The organism is Micromonospora yasonensis, from assembly GCF_026013475.1.
GTDB classification, from domain to species: Bacteria; Actinomycetota; Actinomycetes; order Mycobacteriales; family Micromonosporaceae; genus Micromonospora; species Micromonospora yasonensis.
The window spans coordinates 1-23,820 of the sequence record NZ_JAPDPH010000015.1 but is presented as its reverse complement, the minus strand read 5'-3'; the positions used below and the strand labels follow the sequence as shown (position 1 = coordinate 23,820).

Genomic DNA, 23,820 nt, shown 5'->3' with positions numbered 1-23,820 from the left:
TACGTGCCTCGACGACCTGGGTGCGGCGTAGCGGCCGAGCGCGATGGCAGCGAAGCGGCTGTCGATGGCGATGTGCCCGCCATGGGCTCATGTGCCGCGACGAGGTCGCCGTCGCCGTGGCGACGGGCTGATGCCGTTGATCACAGTCCGGATCGATCGCACCGATCCTATATCTTGCGCGATCTATGACGAGCCCCTAGGGTAGGCGGAACGCTGATGAAACCAGGCTCATCGATGCGTGCCGCGCCGGGGCGATCGTCCGCGGATGCCCGGCGAACGGACGCTCACCAGATGGGTTCAGGTGCATGGCGTCGACGCCTGTCGACCCGGGTCAGGAGGACAGATCACATGAGATTTGGCGTACGCCTTCGAGCCGGGCTCGCCGCGCTGTGCGTCCTACCGCTGCTGGGTGCTGCGACGCCAACGAGCGCTGCCCAGGGTGCGTCGGATTACGAGCCAACGTGGCAGTCGCTGTCACAGCACGCGGCGCCGGACTGGTTCAACGACGATAAGTTCGGTGTGTTCATCCACTGGGGACCGACCTCGGTGCCGGCGTATGACGAGTGGTACCAGTACCAGATGAACCGGCGGGGCAGCGGCACCTGGCAGCATCACCGCGACACCTATGGCGAAGGTTTCAACTACGACGACTTCTTTCCCCGGTTCACTGCGGAGAAGTTCGACGCGAACGCGTGGGTGGATCTGATCGAGGACTCCGGCGCGAAGTACTTCGCGCTGACGACGAAGCACCATGACGGCTATGCGCTGTTCCCCAGCCGGTACTCCGACCGCAACTCGGTGGCGCAGGCGCCGCACCGGGATCTCACCGGTGAACTGTTCGCGGCGGCGAAGGAACGCGCGCCGGAGCTGAAGCGGGGGGCCTACTACTCCATCTGGGAGTGGCTGAATCCCGCGGAGACCGGCCGGCAGCCGACGAACCCGTACACCGGGGCACCGATCGCCTACACCGGGTACAAGCCCTTCGCGACCTACCCCGAGTTCCTCAACCTGCAGATGAAGGAGCTAATCGACAACTACGATCCGGACCTCATCTGGTGCGACGGCGACTGGACGCACAACGCGGCGTACTGGAACCTCATGCCGACGTTGGCCCACTACTACAACCAGGCGATGAACCGGCAGCACCCCAAGGACGTCGTGGTGAACAACCGCTGCCGTATCTCCGACCAGGGTAGCCACACCGATCGGTTCCAGCCGGACTACCTGACTCCGGAGCAGGTGGTGCTGTCGGACATCCAGCCGTTCAAGTGGGAAACCTCGGCCACCATGGGCACCTGGTTCTACCTGGACAAGCCCGGCTACCCGGTCCCCACCGCAGATCGGCTCATCGAGCAGTTGGTGGATGTGGTGAGCAAGAACGGCAACCTGCTGCTGAACATGTCACCGCGGCCCGACGGGACGATTCCGGCTGACCACCAGGCGAAGCTGCATGAGATCGGCGACTGGTTGCGGATCAACGGCGAGGCGATCTACGGCAGCACGTACTGGAACCAGTTCGAAGACCGTACGGCGAACGTGCCGGTGCGGTTCACGGTGAAGAAGAACGCGGTCTACGTCACCGCGTTCGACTGGCCGGGCCAGCAACTGAACCTCGCGGACACCATCCCGGCGAACCCGGGCACCCAGGTGACGCTGCTCGGCGCGAAGAACAGCGCGCCACTCGCCTGGCACCGGGAAAACGGCCGCATGATCGTCACAATGCCGGCGGAAGGCGCCGAGGCGACCACGAGCCGGCACGCCTACACCTTCAAGATCTCCACCCCCGGCATGCCCCAACTGCGGCTCAGCAGCGATGTCACCAAGCAGGTCCACCGCGGCGACACGGTGCCGATGACGGTGACCGTGTCCAACACCGGCGACGAGTCGAACCCGGTCGGAGAGGTCGGCATCAACGCGCCAGCCGGCCTGAGCCTGGAGCCGTCCACCTTCAAACTCGACGCGTCGCCGGGAGGCGGCGCGCAGCGGTTCCGGACCACCCTCAGCGTGGCCGCCGACGCGCCGTTCGGCCAACAAGACATCACCATGACCGCCACCGTGGGCAACACCACCTTCACGGCCCGGACCAGGGTCGACGTGCAGCGGCCCAACCTCGCGCTGAACAAGCCGGCGGTGCAGTCCAGCACCTACCCGAGTTTGGGCGGCGTCAGTTTCTCGGCGTCCAACGCGGTCGACGGCGACACCGACGGCCTCCACCTAAATCTGAGCCACACGAACAACGACCAGAGCGCCTGGTGGCAGGTCGACCTCGGCAGCAGCCAGCCCGTCGGGCAGGTCGCGGTCTGGAACCGCGCGGACTGCTGCACCGACAGACTGGCCAACTACCACCTGGTGGTGTCCGACAGCCCGCTGCCGAATCGCCCACTCACCGCCGCGGACCTCACCGCACCGGGCGTCTGGAGCACCATGCAGGCCGCGCCGGCCGGCCGACCCACGACGGTGCCCGTCAACGCCACCGGACGGTACGTGCGGATCCAACTCGCCGGCACGAACTACCTGACGATCAACGAGGTCCAGGTCTTCCCGCCAGACGACTGACCGGGGACCTTCGCGTCGCGCCGGCCACAGTAACGCCACCCGGACCGAAGGCACGGCGACACGCCGCACCACCGTCGATGTCCCGGGTCCCATCCTCTCGCGAAGGCCCTGCCCCTCGCGTCGCCGTCCCATCGCGGTTCCCAACGGCCCCACCACCCCTGGAGGTACGCATGAAATTGCGGCCAACATGGCTCGTCTGCCTGCTGTCGCTTCCGGCGTTCGTCGCCATGGGAGCGCCGGCAGCAGCCGAACCCGTCTCCGCCGTCAATGCCAAACCCGCCGTCGTGCCCGCGCTGCAGGAATGGGAGGGCGGCAGCGGGACGTTCGAGCTGCGCAAGCACAGCCGGATCGTGCTCGCCAAGCAGCAGGGCGACGAGCTCGCCGGGCCGGGCGCGCAGGTGGCGGCCGACCTCGAACAGGTGACCGGGCGGAAGCTGGACGTCTCCCCGCGAATCCCGCAGGACGGCGACATCGTCCTGTCGGTCGACCCCACCCTGACCGATGCCGAGGGCGGCGCGCGGTTCGCGGAGGAGGGCTACACCTTCACGGTCACGGACCAGAACGTGACGATCGCCGCGCCGACCGTAAAGGGCGTCTTCTACGGCACCCGGACTCTGCTGCAGCTCCTGCTGCTGGACGACGGTCGCGACTCGATCTCCGTGGGTGCGGCCGTGGACTGGCCGAACTACAAGGTGCGCGGCTTCATGCTGGACGTCGGACGGCGGTTCTTCACCGCCGACTACATCCGCGACTACCTGCGGCTCATGGGCTGGTTCAAGCTCAACCAGCTGCAACTGCATCTCAATGACAACGGATTCAAGGGAGGGCGGCCCTGGAGTGAGGTCCAGGCCGGGTTCCGGCTCAAGACCGACAACCCCGAGCTCGCCGGCCTGGCCTCCGCCGATGGCGCCTACGACCGCGCCGACTGGGACTCCTTCGAGGACACCGCCGCCGTCAACGGCGTCACGATCATCCCCGAGATCGACGCGCCGGCCCACTCGCTGGCGTTCATCCGGTTCCGCCCGTCGCTCGGCCTCAACAACGGCGACTCCGACCATCTGGACCTGTCCAAGCCGGAGACCACCGCGTTCATGAAATCGGTGTTCGGCGAGTTCGTGCCCTGGTTCCGCAGTCCCGATGTGCACTTCGGGGCGGACGAGTACACGGTGGACAAGCCGCGCTACAAGGTCTACTTCAACGAGATGGCCGCGCACATCCGGGCCCTCGGCAAGCATCCGCGGGCCTGGGGCAGCCTGTCGGTCATGGCCCCCAACGCCGACGGATACGACCGCGACGTGACCCTCAACAGCTGGAACAACGGCTGGTACGGGCCGCAGGCCATCAAGCGGGACGGGTACTCGTCCTTCATCAACACCAACGACGCCCTGCTCTACATCGTCCCGTTCGCGGGCTACTACCACGGCCACGGCCTGGACGGAAAGTATCTCTACGACCAGTGGGAGCCGCATGTCTTCCCTGGCGGGCAGAGTGTGGCCCCCGGCGATCCCCAGCTGCTCGGTGCCATGTCGGCGGTGTGGAACGACCTGACCCTGGCCACCTACACGGAACTTGATGTGCACGGGCTGGTCGAGCCCACGTTCGGCGTGCTTGCCCAGAAGATGTGGAGTGGGGCGAAGTCGGGCGCGCCGTACAGCACATTCCTCGGCACGGTGCGTAGGCTCGGCGTGGGCACAGGGCTGACGAAGGTTGCCACGACGCTGGCCACGGCGGCGAACGGAGAGTTGAGCGTGGGCCGGCCGGCGACCGCCTCGGCGGGCGATGCGGCCGCCGCGTTCGACGGGGTGGGGACCACCAAGTGGGCCAGCGGCCCGGGAGACGAGGCCTGGCTGCAGGTGGATCTCGGCAAGCCGGTCGTGGTCAGCAAGGTCGAGTTGGACTGGGCGCCCGAGCACGGACGGGACTACGCGGTCCAGGTGTCCAGCGACGGCGCGACCTGGACCACGGTCGCCGCCCGTACGGGCCGCGAGGCCGCGGGAATCGACACGCTCACCTTCGACCCGGTCACCGCCCGGCACGTACGGCTGACCGGCACGCAGGCCAACCAGAAGCAGGACGGGTACGCCCTGTGGAGCATGCGCGTCTTCGACGCACCCGACCTGGCGCTGCGCCGGCCGACCACCGCATCGTCGTCGGAGGTGCCGAGCCTGGGACCGGAGAACGCCACCGACGGAGACGCCAAGACCCGGTGGGCCAGCGCCTACCGGGACGGGGAATGGATTCAGGTGGACCTCGGATCCCCGCAGCCCGTTCAGCGCGTCCTGCTGGACTGGGAGACGGCTTCTGGTCGCGACTACGACCTTCAGGTGTCGGACGACGCGACGAACTGGCGAACGGTCGCGGCGATCCGGGACAAGCCGTCGGGTGCCCGCGTCGACGAGCTCACTTTCGCACCGGTGACCGGCCGGTACGTGCGGATGCAAGGGATCAGGCGGGCCTCCGGCTTCGGCTATTCGCTGTGGCGCTTCGAAGTCCGTTCCGGTGGCCTGCAGCAGGCTGGCACCAACAACTCTCCGGCCGAGGGACCCGAGGCCAGCCCGGCCCAGGCCACCGTCCCCGCTCAGGTCAGCAGCAGCAACGTCGAGTCTGATGGCCTGACCGGCTCGACCGCACCGAACGCCAGCGACGACAGCACGCTCGCCACCGGCTGATCGAGCTCCGGCAGGCAGGGGCAGCGCCGTCTGCCCCTGCCTGCCGATAGCCTCCGTGCTCCGACCTGACGCCTTCAGCGTCTTCTGGGAACACTCGGCGATCCACTGCCCGATTGCATAGAACGACGTGTTACCCGCCCGCTCGGCAACTCAAGTACAGGAGGACCGATGCAGTTGGTTGTTTCTCCCCGCACTTTCCCCGTTGTCTACGCGCTGTCGCTGCTTGTAGCGGCAGCGGTCATGCCGACCGCCCCTGCCCAGGCAGCCGGGGAGCCGGCCACTTGGGTGGTCACCGGCCCGTCGGCATCGGCGCCCGCCTCGGCGCGAGTCTCGCTCGATGCCAACGGGGCGCTGGCATTTGCCGCCACCTACCAGGGTGAGACCGTGCTCGCGCCGGCCCAGATCGGTCTCGAGACCACATCCGCCAATTTGACCAGGGATCTGGAGTTTCTGGGGCGCACTGACCGGGTTGTGAACGAGAACTACGTGATGACCACGGGAAAGCAGCGTGAGCGGCGTGCCAGGTTCCAGGAGTCGACGTTGTCGTTCTCCGGTCCGGGCGGTGCGCGGATGGATTTGGTGGTCCGCGTCTCCGATGATGGCGTCGCCTACCGGTACGTCCTGCCGACGGCGGGAAGTGTGACGGTGAAGCGGGAGGCCTCCTCGTTCTCCCTGCCCACCGGTGCGTCCGCCTGGCTGCAGCCGTACGTCACGTATTACGAGACTAGGCCTGTTGAGACGACCGCCGGCGCTGCGGCGACGGGTGACTTCGGTTTCCCCGCGCTGTTCGATGTGGACGGCGCCTACGTCCTGCTCACCGAGTCGGACGTGGACGGCCGGTACTCCGGTGGCCGGCTGACCCATCAGGCGGGGTCCGGTACGTATGCCATCAAGCTGGCCGACGCGCAGGTCACCAGCGCCGGCCCGCTGGCCACGCCGTGGCGTACCGCTATCGTCGGTGACCTGGCCACGGTTACCGCCTCGACGCTGGTCGACGACCTCGCCCCGCCGGCCCGGATCACCGATACCTCCTGGATCCGCCCCGGCGCGGTCGCCTGGTCGTGGCTGTCGGAGCACAGCAGCCCGCGGGACCCGGCCCGTCAGCGGCAGTACATCGACTTCGCCGCGCGCAACGGCTGGTCGTACGTGTTGATCGATGAGGGATGGAATCGCAGCTGGGTGCCGGAGTTGGTCCGCTACGCGCGCGCCCGCGGGGTCGAGGTTCTGCTGTGGTTCCACTGGAACAACCTGGACACCGCGCAGGAGCGGGACACCACGCTGCCGCTGATCAAGTCCTGGGGAGTGGCCGGCGTGAAGATCGACTTCATGGAATCGGATTCCCAGGCGCGGTTCAAGTGGTACGACGACGTGCTCGCGAAGAGCGCCGAGCTGAAGTTGATGGTCAACTTCCACGGTGCGACCATCCCCCGTGGCATCCAGCGCACCTGGCCGCACGTGATGAGCATGGAGGCGGTCCACGGCCTGGAGTACCTCACCCTGAATCCGCCGGACACGACCCGCGCCGTGCTCAACACGACGCTCCCGTTCACCCGCAACGTCGTCGGCAGCATGGACACCACGCCCACGATCTTCGGCATTACTGACCTCGACACCACCGACGCGCACGAGCTGGCGACGTTCCTGGTCTTCGAGTCCGGCTGGCAGCACGGCGCGGACAAGCCGGAGAACTACGAGATGCAGCCCGAGGCGCTGCGGATGTTGAACCAGCTTCCCACCGCGTGGGACGAGACTCGCCTGCTCAGCGGCCGTCCCGGCAAGGAGGTCGTCCTCGCCCGGCGAGCCGGTGACCGCTGGTACCTCGGCGCGATCTCCGCCGTATCGGCGAAGACCTTCCAGACGCCGCTGAGCTTCCTGCCCGACGGCCAGTGGCGGGTGGAGACGCTCCGCGACGGGGCGAACGGCCTGATCCGGGAGACGCAAATCGTCAGCGCAAAGGACACGCTCGCGGTGCCGGTAGCCACCAACGGCGGGTTCGTCGCGGCGATCTGCAGGTACCGTGCGGACACGTCGACCTGCGATCAACCGGTCCGGCAGGTGCCGCAGACGTCCCTCACGGTGACCCCGACCGAGACGGACGCGCAACCGGGCGGCGCCATCGACGTGAGCGGCACGTTCACCCTGTCGGCGGACGGGCCGATCACCGACGTGGAGCTTCGCGTGATGCCGCCCTCCGGGTGGCAGGTCGACGGTGCGACGGTGTCGAAGCCGTATATGCGGGACGGTTGGTCCATCGAGGGTCAATGGACCGTCACGCCACCGGAGCAGGTTGGCTACGGCTATGTCGACCTACCGGTCGTAGCCACCTACCGCGTCCCCCAAGACCCGGCGGACCGCCCGGTGCATGTGGAGCAGGTAGTTCGGCTGTTCGTGCCGCCTCCCACCCCGAGCGGAACCGCATATCTCAGCGACCTGCCGTTCCTGAGCGTGTCCAACGGGTGGGGGCCGGTCGAGCGCGACAAGTCCAACGGTGAGAACGGTGCCACCGACGGCGCTACCCTGACCATTGACGGGAAGACGTACGCCAAGGGCCTCGGTGCGCACGCGACCAGCGAGATCACCATCTGGCTCGGCCGTGCTTGTCGCACCCTCCATGCTGAGGTTGGTATCGATGACGAGACGGCCCAGCGTGGCTCGGTGGTGTATCAGGTGCTCGGCGATGGCCGGCGAATCGCCGACACCGGTGTCGTCCGCGGCACCGACAGCGCCCGCCCCATCGATGTCGACGTGACGGGGGTCAGGATACTGACGCTTCGGGTCACCGACGGCGGCGACGGTAACGCCTTCGACCACGCCGACTGGGCCGACGCCCGGATGGTCTGCGGCTGAGCCACCCGCCGGTCTGTTCTCACCCGCACAGTTAGCTACATGCCGCAGCAGTCGGCGCCGCGGTGAGCCGGATCCGCGTTCCCACCAGCGATCTCTGCACATCATCCTCGGCGCACGCAGACCTCAGGTCGGCCAAATCACGGCAGACCCAAGGACTATCAGGCCGAGGATGATGTGCACCTGGAAAGCGACAGGCTCGCCGCCGACAGGGGAGCGGGCCAACCCCGGGCCCAACGGCGCGTTGCAGGGGGCGGTCCGTGCCAGAACTCGACGCACAGGCTGTGATCTGGGGTTTTACCGAGCTGGGGCATGATCGGGTTCGTGGCTGTTCGACCGCTCTACCTGGTCATGATTCGGGTGTTCGGCCGGCTGATGCTCCTCGTGCGGCCCGGCACCAAACTACGGCAACCCCGACGGGTGGAAGTGAGGTGGCTGATCATGAAATAGTTTCCTTTGCTGGTTCGAGCTTGCGACGGATGACGAGGAACATCCCGAGCAACGTGAGTGCCATGCCAGCGATCTGCATTGGCGGGGGGACCCCGGCTAAATGCAGCATCGCGGAGCTGACCCCTACCAGTGGAGGGACGGCGAGTCCGAGGAGTGCCGAGTAGGACGGTCCACCGATCAACAGGATCCGATGCTGCAAGAGGTAGGCGGGGACATAGATCACGGTGCCGAGGAGTGCGAGCATCCCGATCACTGTCCAGCTGACCGTGGCTCCAGCCGCGAACTCTACCGAGGCCCAGATCGCGAGTGGGATCGCCCCGACCGCGAAGACTGGCATGATCTGCGGTGCCATCGCTCCCTGATAGGTTCGGTTCACCCTCGCGAAGTAGAGGCCGTAGAACGCCATCGACAGCATCGCCGCGACCGCGAACAATGCCCCGAGCGCGACGTCGTGCCCGAGTGCTCCCGCGAGCTGGGGGATCACGTAGAGCACGGCACCCGCGACCGCGAGGGCCGTTCCGACGATCGTGCGTGTTGGCGGACGTGCGCGTGCCAGCATGCCTTCTGCGACCAGGACCACGGCCGGGGTGAGTGACATGACCAAGGTGGGCAACGCCGGGCCGGCAAGGTTGATCGCGACAGTCGAAAGCACCGTGTAGGCGGTCACGCCCGACAGCGCGAGGAGCGCAACCTGCCACCATCGGTACCGAGGTGCCACGGCATGGGTGGAGTGTTTACCCGTGGATGACGACGCGCGGAGTGTTGACCACCAGGTGAGCGTCAGCAAGCCCAGAACAGCGAATCCGGTACGACCTGCCGACACGGTTGCAATGCCCGCCTCGTGAAGCGACGCTCCCACCATCAGCCATGTCGAGGCCAGCAGCGTGACCAGGGCAGCCGACTCCCGAACCAATCGGACCCTGCGGCCTTGCTCGTTCAACGCGCGTCGTCTAGAAGGTGTGTGCTGGACATGACAGGAGGTGTGCTGGCATGACGCCTGTCGCATCGTTGACATGCCTCACCAAATCCACATCGGGGAGCGCTGAGCGGCTGAGCGTGCTCTACCCGCATCGTTCGGGATCGGCACGGTCAGTGGGCTCGCCGGGCCGAGGCTGATGCTTGTGGCGCTGAGATCGGCCAGGCGAGGAAGGTGCGGGTGGACAGCGGAACCGCCGGCCCGATGGGCGGTCCGTGCCGGTTGACGGCACGGACCGCACCCTTTCTACCGTACGGACGTCACCGCATGTCGGCGCTGATCTCGGCGGCGGCGGCCCACGGGCGGCCGTTGATCTCGCTCAGTGCGACGAAGCGCACGTACCGGGCACCGGTCTCGGGCAGCGGTACCCACTTCTCGCCCTGGCCGGTGGTCCCGAAGCGTCCGCTGGCGATCGGCTGTCCCCACGTGTGGCCGTCGGCGCTGAGGTAGACCTCGTACCGGTCGACGGTTCCGTTGACGCCGTTCTGCCGGGGCAGGTAGCGGAACGCGCACACGGAGCTGGCCGCGCCCAGGTCGACCTGGATCTCGTGGGGATAACCGGGTGAGGAGTCGCGCCATTGGGTGTGCCAGATGGTGTTGGGGTCACCGTCGATGGTGTTGGTGGCTGCGCCGTTCTCGCCGACTGTCTCCTGGCTGTCGGCGTACGTTACGGCTACCGGACTGGTGGCATCCTCTGCGCAGGAGAGTCGCAGCGGGCTGCGCAGCCGGACATCACCGGGGACCGGAGCCTGCCAGGTGACGGTGGTGGCCGACTCGGCGGCCCGGGCTCCGGCCTGGGCGAAGGAGATGTCGAAGGTCAGCTGCTGGGTCTGTCCCGCGGGCAGCACCTCGAGGTGTCGGACGGCTGGTTGGACTTCGCTGCTGTCTGGGACGGCGAGCGCGACGGCCAGGTCGCTGAGTGAGCCGGTGCTGCGGTTGGTGACGGTGACCGTGACGCGGGCGGATCCGTCCGGCTCGTAGAGCACCTGGTCGTCGGTGGCGACCGCGACCGGGGCCGGCTCGCCCCAGGGCACCTGGGGAGAGCGGTAGTAGTTGACCGACATCAGGTCCCAGCGGGGACCGTGCGCGCCCAGCCGCAGCCGGTACTCGTCCCACGAGCGTCCCGCGGCGGTCGACCAGCCCCGCTCGGCGACTCCCGGGATGCGCGGGAAGGTCATGAACTCGACGTCGTCGATGTCCTCGATGGTTTCGCCCCACAACGGGGCCTCCACGCCGCGGATCTTCGATTCGTCCAGCCCGGTCACGAAGCTGCCCGGGTCCCACTCGTAGCCGTCCCGCACATCGGTGTAGCCGGCCCAGCTCAGGCCGAGCGGCGTACTCGGGTCGTACTTCATGTCCAGGTACGCCTTCTGCGCCGGCGACATGATGACCTCCATGCCCTTGTCGGCGGCGGCCTTCGCCTCGGCCGGCGTGCTCCAGTACTGCGCGACGGTGGGCGGCGCGGTGTCGGCGGCGCTGATCTCCTCCCACCCGATCATCGTCTTGCCGTGCCGGTTCACGATGTCCTCGACCCGGTCGATGAAGCGGACGTAGTCGTCGTGCGGGGTCACGTGCGCCTCGTCGCCACCGATGTGGAGGTAGCTCCCCGGCGTCATGGCGGCGAGTTCGCGGATCACGTCATCGATGAACTGGTAGGTGATCGGCTTGTCGATGCACAGCGAGCTGAAGCCGACTCCGGTGCCGGTGTACAGCTTCGGAGCCACGCCATTGCAGTTGAGTTCGGCGTACGAGGCCAGCGCCGCGTTGGTGTGACCCGGCATGTCGATCTCGGGCACCACGGTGATCTGGTGCTTGGCCGCGTACGCCACGATCTCGCGGTAGTCGTCCTTGGTGTAGTAGCCGCCCGGGCCGCCACCCACCTCGGTGCTGCCGCCGTAGGTCGCCAGCCGCGGCCAGCTGTCGATCTGGATCCGCCAGCCCTGATCGTCGGCAAGGTGCAGGTGCAACGTGTTCATCTTGTACAGCGCGAGCAGTTCGATGTACCGCTTCACCTCGGCTACGGTCAGGAAATGCCGGGCGGGGTCGAGCATCGCCGCGCGCCAGGCGTACCGGGGCTGGTCGACCACGTGCACCCCCGGAATCCGCCACGGACCGCTCTGCACCGAGTCGGCCTCGACCTGCGCCGGCAGCAGCTGCCGCAGCGTCTGCACGCCGTGGAACAGGCCCTGCGCGGTGGCGGCCTGCAGCAGCACCATCCCGGGCGTCACATCGAGGCGGTAGGCCTCCGGCCCGAAGGAACCGTCGTCGTCGGTGATCCGCAGCATGATGGCGTGCGCCGCCGGGGTCTCGTTGAACCGCGACGTCGGCACCGCGTAGCCGGTTGCCGGCCGCAGCAGCTCGGCGAGGTACTCGCCGATCGCCAACGCCTCCTCGGATCCGTCCACCACCACACTCGTACGCGCCGTCACCTGGAACGAACGGCCCGGCTCGATGCTCATCGAGGTCGGTTCAGGGATCACCGCTGGTACCACTATCGGGGTGGAACCCGCCGCGGTGGCGGTGCTCGGCGTGGCACTCACCGTGGTCGCAGCCAGTGTCACCAGCACCGTCGCGGCGAGTCGCAATAGCCTGCCTGGTCCTCTGCTTGACATCAGCCTTCCCTTCCCATGTGGTGGGTTTGCCCGGCCGGCGCGACGACCCGGTGGCCGTCCCCGGCCGTACGGCGATCAGCGGCGGCCGCCGATCGCCCGGCTTTCGTACCGTCGTGGCGCCTCCCTGAGCAGGGGCGCACGCCGCGGCTCGCTGGCACCACATTTCCGGTGGAACGTGGTGCCGGCACGGTGTGCCGGTGACGGGAATCAACCGGCTGAACGGTCAGGAGGCCGTTCACGGGTTGCAGGTCAGCGGGCTGAGTGAATAAACGTGCGCATTTAAGCCTCGCAGCGATCAGTAACAGGCAGACATGAACATTCATACCTCACTATGGCCTGCCTGTCACGGGGGTGAGCGGTTGATCGCCCCCCGCCGGACGCCATCCGTAATTTATGTGCATAGCCTTGACGCAAGGTGTGTGAGTCGCACACTGTCGGCGACGGCCGAGCCCGTGAGTCGTCGGTTCCGGTGCGTGGGACGCGCTCGCCGTACCGCCGTTGCCGCGTTGGTGATGTTGATTCCAGCCTGCCGGCCGGCGTGACTACCTGGCCGAGGCTGGAACGGGTCCGGACAGAGATCCGATGTCTCGAGCGGAGGTGCTCCGTCCGTCGGAGAGTCCCGGGGTGCTGGGCCCGGCGTAGGCTCAGCCTCGGATGATCGTCCAGATCCCGCCAGACGCTGGTCTCGCAGTTGATCCCGGCCTGCCGCGAGTAGTGATCTTTCGATCAATCCTGATCGACGTGACTCGTTGCTTCTAAGTGGCGTCGCGCCTACGATCCTCGGTCATCGGGTCTTTCTCGGTACGGATGGCATCTGCCCCGTCTGGTGGTTGCCCGTCCCTGGCTGCTGGGAGCCGCACGTATGCGACGACGTCGAGAGCGCTTGCTTCGGATTGCCGGGTCTGCCATGTCGGGTGTCCTGGCACTGGTCATGGCGGGGGGTCCGTCGGTCGCCTCCCCAGTGGAGGGTGAGCCGCCTGACCGTTACACCGGTGACTATGCCTCGCTTGAGAAGCATTCCACGCCGCAGTGGTTTGACGACGCGAAGTTCGGGATCTTCATCCACTGGGGTGCCTACAGCGTTCCCGCGTGGGGGCCCCGGAAGAGCTACGCCGAGTGGTACGGCAACTACATGAACAGCAAGAACTCGGCCACCTACAACTATCACCAGAACACCTACGGCCCGGACAAGAACTACGACGAGTTCATGGACGACTGGAAGGCCGAGAACTACCGGCCCGATGAATGGGTGAAGCTGTTCCAGGACGCCGGCGCCAAGTACTTCGTGTTGACCTCCAAGCATCACGAAGGCGTCGCCCTGTGGGACACCAAGCAGAGCACGCGCAGCGTCGTGCACCACGGTCCGAAGAAGGACCTGGCGAGGATGTTGTTCGACGCGGCCGAGGGCTCGGGTTTGAAGCGTGGCTTCTACTACTCCAACTACGAGTGGTACAACCCGAACTACACCGGCCGGCGGCCGACCAACCCGTACACGGGCACGCAGATTCCCTACGCCGGTGTCGCCAGCGGCGAGGACTACGTCACCGACTACATGCTGCCGCAGATGAACGAGCTCATCGACGACTACGACCCGGACCTCCTGTGGTGCGACGGCGAGTGGGAACGCGACGCCAGCTACTGGAAGATGGGCGACACGCTGGCCCACTTCTACAACCAGGCCGCTGAGCGCCCGCAGCCCAAGGAGGTCGCCGTCGCCAACCGGTGCCGGGTCAGGCCGGGCCCTGCCTACCGTGGTGACCAGCTCGACTTCGAAACGCCCGAGTACGAGAAGGTCTCGGACATCAAGACGAACAAGTGGGAGTCCAGCCGCGGGATCGGCTTTTCGTACGGGCTGAACAAGAACGAGCCCGTCGAGGACTACCTGTCCTCCGCCCAGATCGTGCACGACCTGGTCGACATCGTCAGCAAGAACGGCAACCTGCTGCTCGATGTCGGTCCGGACGCCGACGGCACGATCCCCGAGGCGCAGGCCTCCCGGCTGCGCGACGTCGGGCAATGGCTGAAGACCAACGGGGAGGCGATCTACGGCTCGACGTACTGGACACGCGCCGAGGAGCCCGCCAGCGCTGTTCCCGTCCGCTACAGCCTGAACAAGGGCGACCTGTACGCGACGGCGTTGCAGTGGCCGGGTGACACGCTGACGCTCGGCGCCGACGTGCCGGTGAACGCCAACACGAAGATCACCCTGGTCGGTGATGCGCCGGCGGATCTGCGATGGCACCGCAACAGCGCGGGCAACATCGTCGTCACGATGCCGGACGGGGGGAGCGCGGTCGATCCGCTCGGTGCCGCGTACTCTCTGCGGATCCACACCCCGAACGCGCCGATCGTGGTCCGGGGCAGGTTGGAGCTACCGGCGCGGGTGTCGCCCGGTGCCACGGCGGACGCCACGCTGTCCTACACCAATGTCGGGGACAGCACGCTGACCGGGCTGACCGTCACCGGCGTCACGCCGCAGGGATGGAGCCTCACGGGTGCCCAGCCGGTGGCCTCGCTGAAGCCGCGGGAGACGGTCACGCAACGCGTGAAGATCACCGTACCGGATGACACGGCGGCCGGCAGCGTGCCGGTGACCGTCACCGCCTCGGTGGCCGGACTGACGGTGACCGCCACCGACACTGTGCAGGTCGGGCGGGTCAACCTGGCCCTGGGTAAGCCGGCGAAGCAGAGCAGTCTGGCGTGGGACGGGGCGCCGGAGCGGGCGGTAGACGGCAACACCAGTGGCGTGTACGGGCAGGGCTCGATCACCCACACCGCGGAGCCGTCCAACCAGGCGTGGTGGCAGGTCGACCTGGGGGCCGCGGAGGAACTGGCGGAGCTGCGGATCTACAACCGGAGCGACTGCTGCGCGGATCGGCTGCGCAATTACTGGGTGATGACCTCCGAGCAGGAGATTCGCGGGCAGAGCCTCGAGGAGGCGAAGTCCTCGCCCGGGGTGACCGCGATCCGGCAGGCGGCCACGGCGGGGACGCCGAGCGTCATCGACCTGGCCGGCGTCAAGGGGCGCTATGTGCGGATCCAGCTGGAGTCGGCCACCAATCCGCTGAGCCTGGCCGAGGTGGAGGTCTACCACCAGCGGGAACCGTCGCCGGCGACGTTGAAGCCGGGTGTGGTGCCGGAACTCGCCAGTTGGCAGGCGGGTGCGGGTCGCTACACCTTCGCCGATGACGCCCAGGTCACCTATCCGGCGGAGCACAAGTCGCTGGCGACGACCGGGGCAAGCATGCCCGGCCTCGCCGACCGGACGCTTGCCGAGGTGGCGAAGACGGTGGCCGCCGACTACACGACGGTCACCGGGCGGGCGATGGCGGCCGGGCCGGGCACCCGGGAGAGTGATCGCGGGATCCGGTTGCGGCTGGTCGCGGAGAACGAGCTGGGTGCGGAGGGTTACCGGCTGACCGTCGACGGCCGGGTCACCATCGAGGCGAACACCACCGCTGGCCTGTACTACGGCAGCCGTACGGTACTGCAGCTGCTGCGCCAGGACGAGGGCCACGACACGCTGCCCCACGGGCAGACGGTGGACGTGCCCAGTAAGCCGCAGCGCTGGTTCGGCATCGACGCCGCACGCAAGTACTACACCCCGGAGTACATCAAGGACACCATCCGGGAGATGGGCTGGACCAAGCAGAACATGCTGCAGCTGCACCTGGTCGAGCCGGAGGGCTTCCGCCTGTACAGCGACAACCTGCCCGGCCTCACCTCGAAGAAGTTCGCCTACAGCCGCGAGCAGATCCGGGAGTTTATCGAGCTGGGCCGGGAGAACAACGTGCAGGTTGTGCCGGGGTTCGAGTTCCCCGGACACACCGACCCGGTGTCGAACTACTTCAAGATCGGCATGGGGCATGGGCCCAACCCCGACGGGTCGGGGGCCACACCGGACAACTCCTGCGGCCAGCAGTACGTCTACGGCTGGGTGAACCCGAGCTTCGCGATGAACATCATGCGGCCCGAGGCGGTCACCGCCGCCGAGCGGATCCTGGATGAGTTCATGCCATGGTTCGCCAGCCCGTACGTACACCTCGGCGGGGACGAGATGCCCCCGAACCTGGTCAACTGCCCCGCGGTCAAGACCTTCCTCGCCAACAACTCCGACCGCTACAGCACCTTCGGTGACCTGTTCAATGACTACATCAACCAGGTCAACGACCACGTCGTCGCCAAGGGCAAACGGTCCATCATCTACAACGGGTTCGAATACGCCGACGCCCCCATGCACAAGGTCGACACCGACGTCATCGTCATGGACTACACCGGCGACGGCAGCGATCCCCGGCTGGCGGCGTACGACCGGATCCAGGCCGGACCGTCGGGAAACCTCTACGTCACGGCCAACGCGGTGCACAAGTTGTACGGCAATCCATCCTGGGCGCACACCAGCTGGCGGCTGAACGCAAGCCCGAAGCTGCTCGGCGGCACCGTGCACGTCTGGAACGACTACCAGATGTGGGCGCCGGACGCCTACTCCGACCAATGGTCGGCACCGCTGCGCGACGCGGCCGGCAACACCATGTGGCACAACGCCGCTCCCGCCACCACCTACGCCCAGTTCACGCAGCTCAAAGCGAGGATCGGGAAAGCCCCTGGATGGAACGGGTTCCCGAGCCAGCAACCCACCACCGACGGCAGACCAGTCCACACCTACACCTTCGAACCGGCCGCCTACCCGGAGGGCTGGAACGACGGCGCACCCGGCATGAACGTGCGCCCGGTACTCGACGGGACCGGTTCCCTGCACATGTCGACCCAGATCATCGGCGTGCCCTCCTATGCCGACGGCCGATCGGGCAAGGCGCTGAAGTTCACCGGCCGGGGTGATGGGCTGGGCATCGGCGGGCTCGACATCCCCGGGCCGTGGACCTACACCCAGTGGGTTCGCAAGGACGGAACGCTCAACGACGCCAACCTGCTCGGCTCCAGAGCGGGCAACATCAAGTTGGAGCAGTACGGCACCGGCGGCAAGGTCGGCTTCACCAAGGTCGGCGTCGCCGACTACGCGTTCGATTACTCAGTGCCGCTCGGGCAGTGGACCCAGCTCACCTTCGTCTCCGACGGCTCGAGCACCACCCTCTACGTCAACGGGGAACGCCGCCAGATGCTCCCGCAGACCATCCCACTGCCGCAGGCGTACTTCGGCCAGCTCAACGGCACCACGCTCAACGGGGCGATCGACGACGCCGCCGTCTACGCCCAAGCCCTGACCGACGAGCAGGTCCGGGCGCAGTACACCACCACCCTGAGCACAACCGGCTGAGCCACCGTTCGACACCGCCGGGTGCACCTACGTCAACCTCGACGACTGCTGGATGGCCATCTACCTCTTCTCCATCGCTGTCGGGTGAGCGCCCTCCGCCGGCCTTGAACCGAAAGGACGATCGTGAAACGTAAGCTTCCGCGCTCCGTGGCCGTGCTGACCGCCGCCGCGCTGCTGCTCGGGCTCCCCGCCGCTGGCGTCCGGGCCGCCGAGGAGGAGCCCACACCGGATTACCAGCCGACCGCCGACTCATTGGACACGCATCCGGTGCCCGAGTGGTTCGACGACGCCAAGTTCGGCATCTTCATCCACTGGGGTGCCTACTCCGTCCCGGCCTGGGGACCGCGAGGCAGCTACGCCGAGTGGTACTGGGCGTACCTGAACCAGCGCAACAGCCCGACGTACCAGCACCACCGTGACACGTACGGGACGGACTACGACTACGACCGGTTCATCGACGCCTGGCGGGCCGAGAAGTTCGACCCGGCCGGGTGGGTGGACCTGTTCAACGACGCCGGTGCGAAGTACTTCGTGCTGACCTCGAAGCACCACGAGGGGGTGGCGCTGTGGGACACCGCCACCGGCACCCGCGACGCCGTGGACCGCGGCCCGCGCCGGGACCTCGCGGGCGAGTTGGTTGCCGCGGCACGCCGCGACGGAAAGCTGAAGGCGGGCTTCTACTACTCGCTCTACGAGTGGAACAACCCGAACTACACCGGCCGGCAGCCGACGAACCCGTACACCGGCGCGTCCGTGCCGTACACGGGGATCGGGCCGGTGGCTGACTACGTGCACGACTACATGCACCCCCAGGTCCGTGAGCTGATCGACAGGTACGACCCGGACATCCTCTGGTGCGACGGCCAGTGGGAGCGCTCGGCGGCGTACTGGGATATGGCCCCGGTGATCGCCGACTACTACAACCAGGCCAAGAACCGCCAGTACCCGAAGGACGTCGTCGTCGCCAACCGCTGTAAGACCCGCACCGGCGCGTTGGACAGCCCCGAACTGGACTTCCAGACTCCGGAGTACACCGTCAAGGCCGACATCGACCCGGTGAAGTGGGAGGCCAGCCGCGGCATCGCCCACTCGTACGGGTACAACGCCAACGAGCCGGAGGAGGACTACCTCACCTCGAACGAGCTGATCGACTCGCTCGCGGACATCGTCAGCAAGAACGGAAATTTGCTGCTCGACATCGGGCCGCGCGCTGACGGCACGATCCCCGAGCTGATGCAGCAGCGGCTGCGGGACATCGGCGCCTGGCTGCGGGTCAACGGAGAGGCGATCTACGGCACCACGTACTTCAGCCACGCCGAGGACCGGGCCAGCAACGTGCCCATCCGCTACACGGTCAAGGACGGCTCGCTCTACGCCATCGCGTTGGCCTGGCCCGGGGAGCGGCTCACCCTGGGCGGCGACCTGCCGTTCGGCCAGTCGACCACGGTACGGCTGCTGGGTGCGGACGGTTCGGCGCTGCCCTGGCAACGGGACGCGCAGGGCAACGTGGTGATCACCACGCCCGGCGAGGCCGCCACCACCAGCCAGCACGCGTACGTCTTCAAGATCTCCACGCCGGGCGTGCACCAGCTCATCCGCTCGACGCTGGACGCGCCGGGGGAGGTGGCCCCGGGCGGCACGGTCCAGGGCACCGTCAAACTGACCAGCACCGGCAGCACCACCTCGCCGGACGTACGGGTCAGCCTGGCCGCGCCGGCCGGCTGGACCATCGAGCCGACCCGGACCGTGGTGCCCGAGATCCCGGCGGGACAGACGGTTGAGGTGCCCGTGACGCTGTCCGTGCCCGCCGGTGCCGCGACCGGCAGCTACCCGATCAGCCTCACCACAGAGGTCGGCCGCATCGGCACCCGGACCACCAGGACCGTCGAAGTCGTGCTGCCCAACGTCGCACTGGGCAAGCCGGCGACGCAGCAGAGCCTGGCCTGGGGCGGCGTCCCGAGCCGGGCGGTCGACGGCAACACCGACGGCGCGTACGGGGCCGGGTCAGTGACGCACACCGCCGAGCCGTCGAACCAGGCGTGGTGGCAGGTGGACCTCGAGGCCAGTTACGCCATCGACCAGATCGCGGTCTGGAACCGGACCGACTGCTGCGCCAACCGCCTGTCGAACTACTGGGTCCTGGTGTCCGAGTCGCCCATCACCGCGGACTCGCTGGAAGCCGCGCGCACGGCGCCCGGTGTCACCGCCCTGCACCAGCCGGGCCAGGCCGGGCGGCCGACCCGAATCGACCTGGCCGGCCTGCGTGGCCGCTACGTACGGATCCAGCTCGAATCGGCCAGCAACCCGTTGTCGCTGGCCGAGGTGCAGGTGCGGGCCAAGCCGGATGGAGGCGCCTGATGAGAAGTCAAGCTGCCGGACTCGGCCGTTGTCGGATGCCCGGCGCGCTGCTGGCCACCAGTGTCCTGCTGATGCTCACCGCCGTGCCGGCCAGCGCCCGCGGCGGCGAGCGCCCCGCTGCCCCAGAGCTTCCCGTGGTGTCGCCGGCACCGCAGCAGATGAGCCGGGCGGGGGCAGACGTGGTGGTCCCCGGCACGGTTGAGGTGGTGGTCGGCGACGACACCGATACCGCCGCCCGTGACCTGCTGGTCGGCTCGCTCAAGCAGCACGGTGTTGATCGCGTCGAGGTGGTGCGCACGGCCAGCAGCCGGGCCGCCCTGACGGTGCACCTCGGCGGTGCCGCGCGCGCGGACGTCGCGGCGGCGCTCGGGTCCACTCCGGCGCCGGCTCATCCGGAGGGATACGCGCTGCGCGTGAGCCGAGAGGTTCCGCTCGGCACGGTCGGGCTCGGCGGTACCGATCCAGCCGGGCAGTACTACGCGGTCCAGTCGCTGCGGCAGTTGTTCCTGCCCGGTGACGACGGCGGCTGGCGGCTCGCCGGGGCGCAGATCAGCGACTTCCCGTCGATGCCGCTACGCGGCACCATCGAAGGCTTCTACGGGCCGCCGTGGACCCACGACGAGCGTCTCGACCAGCTCGCGTTCTACGGCGATGTGAAAGCCAACACCTACATATACGCGCCGAAGGACGACCCGTATCACCGGGAGCGGTGGCGCGAGCCCTATCCGCTGGCGAAACTCGCCCAGCTGCAGCAGCTTGTCGACCAGGCGACTCGCCACCACGTACGGTTCACCTTCGCGCTGTCGCCTGGCAACACGATCTGTTACTCGGGAGACAGCGACCGCCAGGCGCTCGTTGGCAAGTTCCAAGCGATGTACGACATCGGGGTTCACGCGTTCTCGGTGCCGCTGGACGACATCTCGCTGCGCTTCAACTGCGACGACGACCGCGTTCGGTACGGAACCGCCAGCCAGGCGAGCGTCGGTCGGGCCCAGGCGGAGCTGCTCAACTACCTGCAGCACGAGTTCGTCGGCACCCACGACGGCGTACGGCCGCTGCAGACCGTCCCGACGCAGTACGGCGACCTGTCGGAGACCCCGTATAAGCGCTCCTGGCGTACCGACCTGGTTGCCGAGGTGGTGGTGATGTGGACCGGCACCGACGTGGTGCCCCCTAGCATCACCAATGACCAGGCCCAGCGGATCTCCGAACTGTACGGGCGGGAGGTGTTCGTCTGGGACAACTACCCGGTGAACGACTACTGGAACACCCGGGGCCGGCTGTTGCTGGCGCCGTACGACAAACGTGAGGCGGGCCTGTCCGACCACCTCGCCGGCATCGTCGCCAACCCGATGAACCAGGCGGCGGGTAGCAAGGTAGCGGTCTTCGGGGTCGCCGACTTCACCTGGAACGACCGCGCGTACGACGCGGGGCGCAACTGGCGGGAGGCAATGCGCCATCTCGCGGGCGATGATCCGGCCGCGACTGAAGCGCTGCTGGTCTTCGGCGATCTCAATCACCTGGCGCCGACCTTCGGCACCACACCGTGGCAGCCGCAGGCGCCCGCGTTGCGGGCGAAGCTGGCCGAGTTCTGGCGCGTCTGGGAGGCGGGCGATCGCGACGGGGCAATCGCTGCTCTTCGCGGATACGCCGACGCGATCGCGGGCGCACCGGAAGTGATCCGTGCCGGAGCGGTGGCGGAGGGCTTCGTCGCCGACGCGGCCCCCTGGCTGGACGCCACCGGCCTGTGGGGTGAAGCGTTCGTCGCCGCGCTCGATGCGCTCGCCGCCCAGCATGCTGGCGACGGGGAGAAGGCGCGACGCCTCCTCGAGTCGGCTGAGGACCTCGCTGACCGGGCGGCAGCGGTAACCGTCGACCCCCCGGACAACTCCTGGGGCCGCGCACCGGTGAAGATCGCTGACGGCGTCCTCGACACTTTCCTGGCTGCGGCTGGGGACCTGGTGCGGGAACCGATCCGGGCGCGGGTGCCCGCCACGGTGGTCTTCGACGACTCCGGGACCGCCACCCTGCCGGTCGAGTTGACCAACCGCACCGCGGGCTCGGCGACCGGGGTGACGGTGCAACTCCAGGTGAGCGACGGCGGCACCGTCGAGCCCCGTACGGTCGAGCTCGGTGATGTGGCGACCGGTGAGACGCGCCGCGTGGACGTGAGTTTGCGCTGGCCGGGTGACCGGGCAGCCCGGGCAGCCACGGTGACGAGCACCATCAGCTGGCAGGCTGGCGGCAGTCAGCAGGTCACCCAGGAACTCCCAGTGCAGGTCACCTGTGCCGGCAGCCCAACCCGTCCGGCGGCGGTCACCTACGTCGACAGCGAGGAGACGGCTGGCGAGAACGGCGCCGGCGCCAACGCGATCGACGGTAATCCGGGCACCTTCTGGCACACCGCATGGTCGGCTTCCAACCCGCCGCCGCCGCACGAGATCCAACTCGACCTCGGCCGCACAATGGACGTCTGCGCGTTGCGATACCTCCCACGGCAGGACACCGACAACGGGCGGATTTCCCGCTATGAGGTCTACCTGAGCCAGGACGGCAAGACCTGGGCCAACCCGGTGGCCACCGGTCAGTTCGACTCTGGTGCGAAGGAGAAATGGGTCCCGTTCGCGCATACCACCGCTCGCTACGTGCGATTGGTGGCGCTGGGAGAGGTTCAGGGCCGTCCCTGGACCACCGCGGCGGAGGTATCTGTCGATGCCGTGGCGCACTGACCGCCGTAGCGTCGCCACCGTCGGCCAATGGCGGTGAGCCGCCGGACCACTGACGGGAGCATTGTCGGGCTCGCGTGGGCCGGACCGGGATGCGACGTGCTCCGTGCCTGATCAGGCACGGAGCACGGTCGCAAGACCATACGCAGGGCCGGGGTTCGGCCGTTATTCCGCCAGCGCCTGGCGTAGCCATTGCTCGACCCCGGCGACGTGGACCGTGGCCCACGCGCGGGCGATCTCCGGCTGCCGGTTGGCGATGGCGTCGCAGATGAGTCCGTGCTCGTCGAGGGTGCGGCGGACGGCGTCCTTCTGGGTCAGGCCGCGCCAGATCCGCGCCCGCTGCGTGGGGCCGGACAGCCCCTCGATCAGCGAGCACAGGACCTGGTTGCCGGAACCCGCGGCGATCCGCCGGTGGAACTCGATGTCGTTGGCGACCAGTTGTTCGACCGTCGGCGTGGGGCCGAGCTCATCGAGGAGCTTACGCAGGCATCCGATGTCCTCGTCGCTCATCTTGATGGCGGCCACCGCCGCCGCGGCGGGTTCGAGGATACGTCGTACCTCGAAGAACTGCAGCACCGTGTCGTCGCGGTGGAAGTCGACGACGAAGGCCATCGCGTCGAGGAGCAGTGTGGGCTCCAGGCTTGTCACGTACGTGCCGTCGCCCTGCCGCACATCGAGCACGTGGATCAGGGACAGGGCCCGCACGGCTTCCCGCAGCGAGTTGCGGGACAGCCCCAGGCGCTCGGCGAGATCAGCCTCCCGTGGCAGGCGGTCGCCGGGCCGCAACTCGCCGCTGGTGATCATCTGCTTGATCTTGTCGATCGCGTCGTCGGTCAGCGACATCGCGGGCGAACCTCCTGCCGACACATCCGATGACTGCAGGATAGTTCGTTGGCTGGGAAAGTCGCACGAGAGGCTCCGCCCCGGCGCCTACCTGCCTCACCCGCCGGGTTCCAGCAGCAGGACCTCCAACTGGCGGGGGCCGTGCACTCCCTCGACCCGGTTGAGCTCGATGTCGCTGGTCGCCGACGGGCCGGAGATCCAGGTCAGCGGTGCTCGCGGGTCGAGGCGGGGGAGCGCTTCGGGGACCAGGCCGACGATCTGGTCGGTACGCACCACGCAGATGTGCCGGTCGGGCACCAGCGTCAGGGCCCGTCGCCCCTGCCCCGGGCCGCCGTCGAGCACGATCGTGCCGGTGTCGGCAATCGCCACCGCGCAACCGGTTAACACGGCGTCCACGCGGTCGAGTTCGGCCAGCGGCAGCGGAGGCGCATCGCGGTGCAGTTGCCCGTCGAAACCGGCCAGCCAGGCCGCGGGTACGTCGGCGGGCACCGCGAGCCGATCCACTCCGGCG

General features: G+C 67.9%; 10 protein-coding genes. 6 read left to right on the top strand and 4 right to left on the bottom strand.

Translation table 11 applies throughout. The features are described from left to right. Nucleotides 1-216 precede the first annotated feature (216 nt). From ONA70_RS05615 to ONA70_RS05605, 3 genes are all read left to right on the top strand, one after another. Nucleotides 217-2,556 (top strand): alpha-L-fucosidase, encoded by a 2,340-nt coding sequence (locus ONA70_RS05615; protein ID WP_319956155.1) that lies wholly within the window; start codon nucleotides 217-219, stop codon nucleotides 2,554-2,556. Between the two features lie 170 nt (nucleotides 2,557-2,726). Further along, entirely contained in the window at nucleotides 2,727-5,225 is a 2,499-nt protein-coding gene (locus ONA70_RS05610; protein ID WP_265005255.1) for a discoidin domain-containing protein, read from the top strand. 168 nt (nucleotides 5,226-5,393) lie between these two features. Then, nucleotides 5,394-8,072, top strand: a complete 2,679-nt coding sequence (locus ONA70_RS05605; protein WP_265005254.1) for a glycoside hydrolase family 97 catalytic domain-containing protein — start codon at nucleotides 5,394-5,396, stop codon at nucleotides 8,070-8,072. Between the two features lie 436 nt (nucleotides 8,073-8,508). On the opposite strand, the gene ONA70_RS05600 is transcribed toward ONA70_RS05605, so the two are convergent. After that, nucleotides 8,509-9,459 (bottom strand): DMT family transporter, encoded by a 951-nt coding sequence (locus tag ONA70_RS05600; protein WP_265005253.1) that lies wholly within the window; start codon nucleotides 9,457-9,459, stop codon nucleotides 8,509-8,511. Between the two features lie 296 nt (nucleotides 9,460-9,755). Next, nucleotides 9,756-11,975: a family 20 glycosylhydrolase gene (locus tag ONA70_RS05590; protein ID WP_319956154.1), complete on the bottom strand. Its 2,220-nt coding sequence runs from the start codon at nucleotides 11,973-11,975 to the stop codon at nucleotides 9,756-9,758. Nucleotides 11,976-13,038: 1,063 nt separating this feature from the next. On the opposite strand from ONA70_RS05590, the gene ONA70_RS05585 reads away from it, so the two are divergent. From ONA70_RS05585 to ONA70_RS05575, 3 genes are all read left to right on the top strand, one after another. Then, nucleotides 13,039-17,382 carry an alpha-L-fucosidase gene (locus ONA70_RS05585; RefSeq protein WP_265005252.1) on the top strand — a complete coding sequence of 1,448 codons (4,344 nt, stop codon included), beginning with the start codon at nucleotides 13,039-13,041 and terminating at the stop codon, nucleotides 17,380-17,382. A 123-nt stretch (nucleotides 17,383-17,505) separates the two neighbouring features. Next, nucleotides 17,506-19,740, top strand: a complete 2,235-nt coding sequence (locus tag ONA70_RS05580) for an alpha-L-fucosidase (RefSeq protein ID WP_265005251.1) — start codon at nucleotides 17,506-17,508, stop codon at nucleotides 19,738-19,740. After that, nucleotides 19,740-22,469, top strand: coding sequence for a beta-N-acetylglucosaminidase domain-containing protein (locus tag ONA70_RS05575; RefSeq protein ID WP_265005250.1), 2,730 nt, complete (start codon nucleotides 19,740-19,742; stop codon nucleotides 22,467-22,469). The genes ONA70_RS05580 and ONA70_RS05575 overlap by 1 nt, the downstream gene beginning before the upstream one ends. Nucleotides 22,470-22,631: 162 nt before the next feature. Here ONA70_RS05575 and ONA70_RS05570 read toward each other — a convergent pair whose 3' ends face one another. Both ONA70_RS05570 and ONA70_RS05565 read right to left on the bottom strand, forming a co-directional pair. After that, nucleotides 22,632-23,309, bottom strand: coding sequence for a FadR/GntR family transcriptional regulator (locus tag ONA70_RS05570; RefSeq protein WP_265005249.1), 678 nt, complete (start codon nucleotides 23,307-23,309; stop codon nucleotides 22,632-22,634). Nucleotides 23,310-23,405: 96 nt separating this feature from the next. Beyond that, nucleotides 23,406-23,820 (bottom strand): LutC/YkgG family protein (locus ONA70_RS05565; RefSeq protein WP_265005248.1); only part of this gene is annotated, 415 nt, incomplete at its 5' end.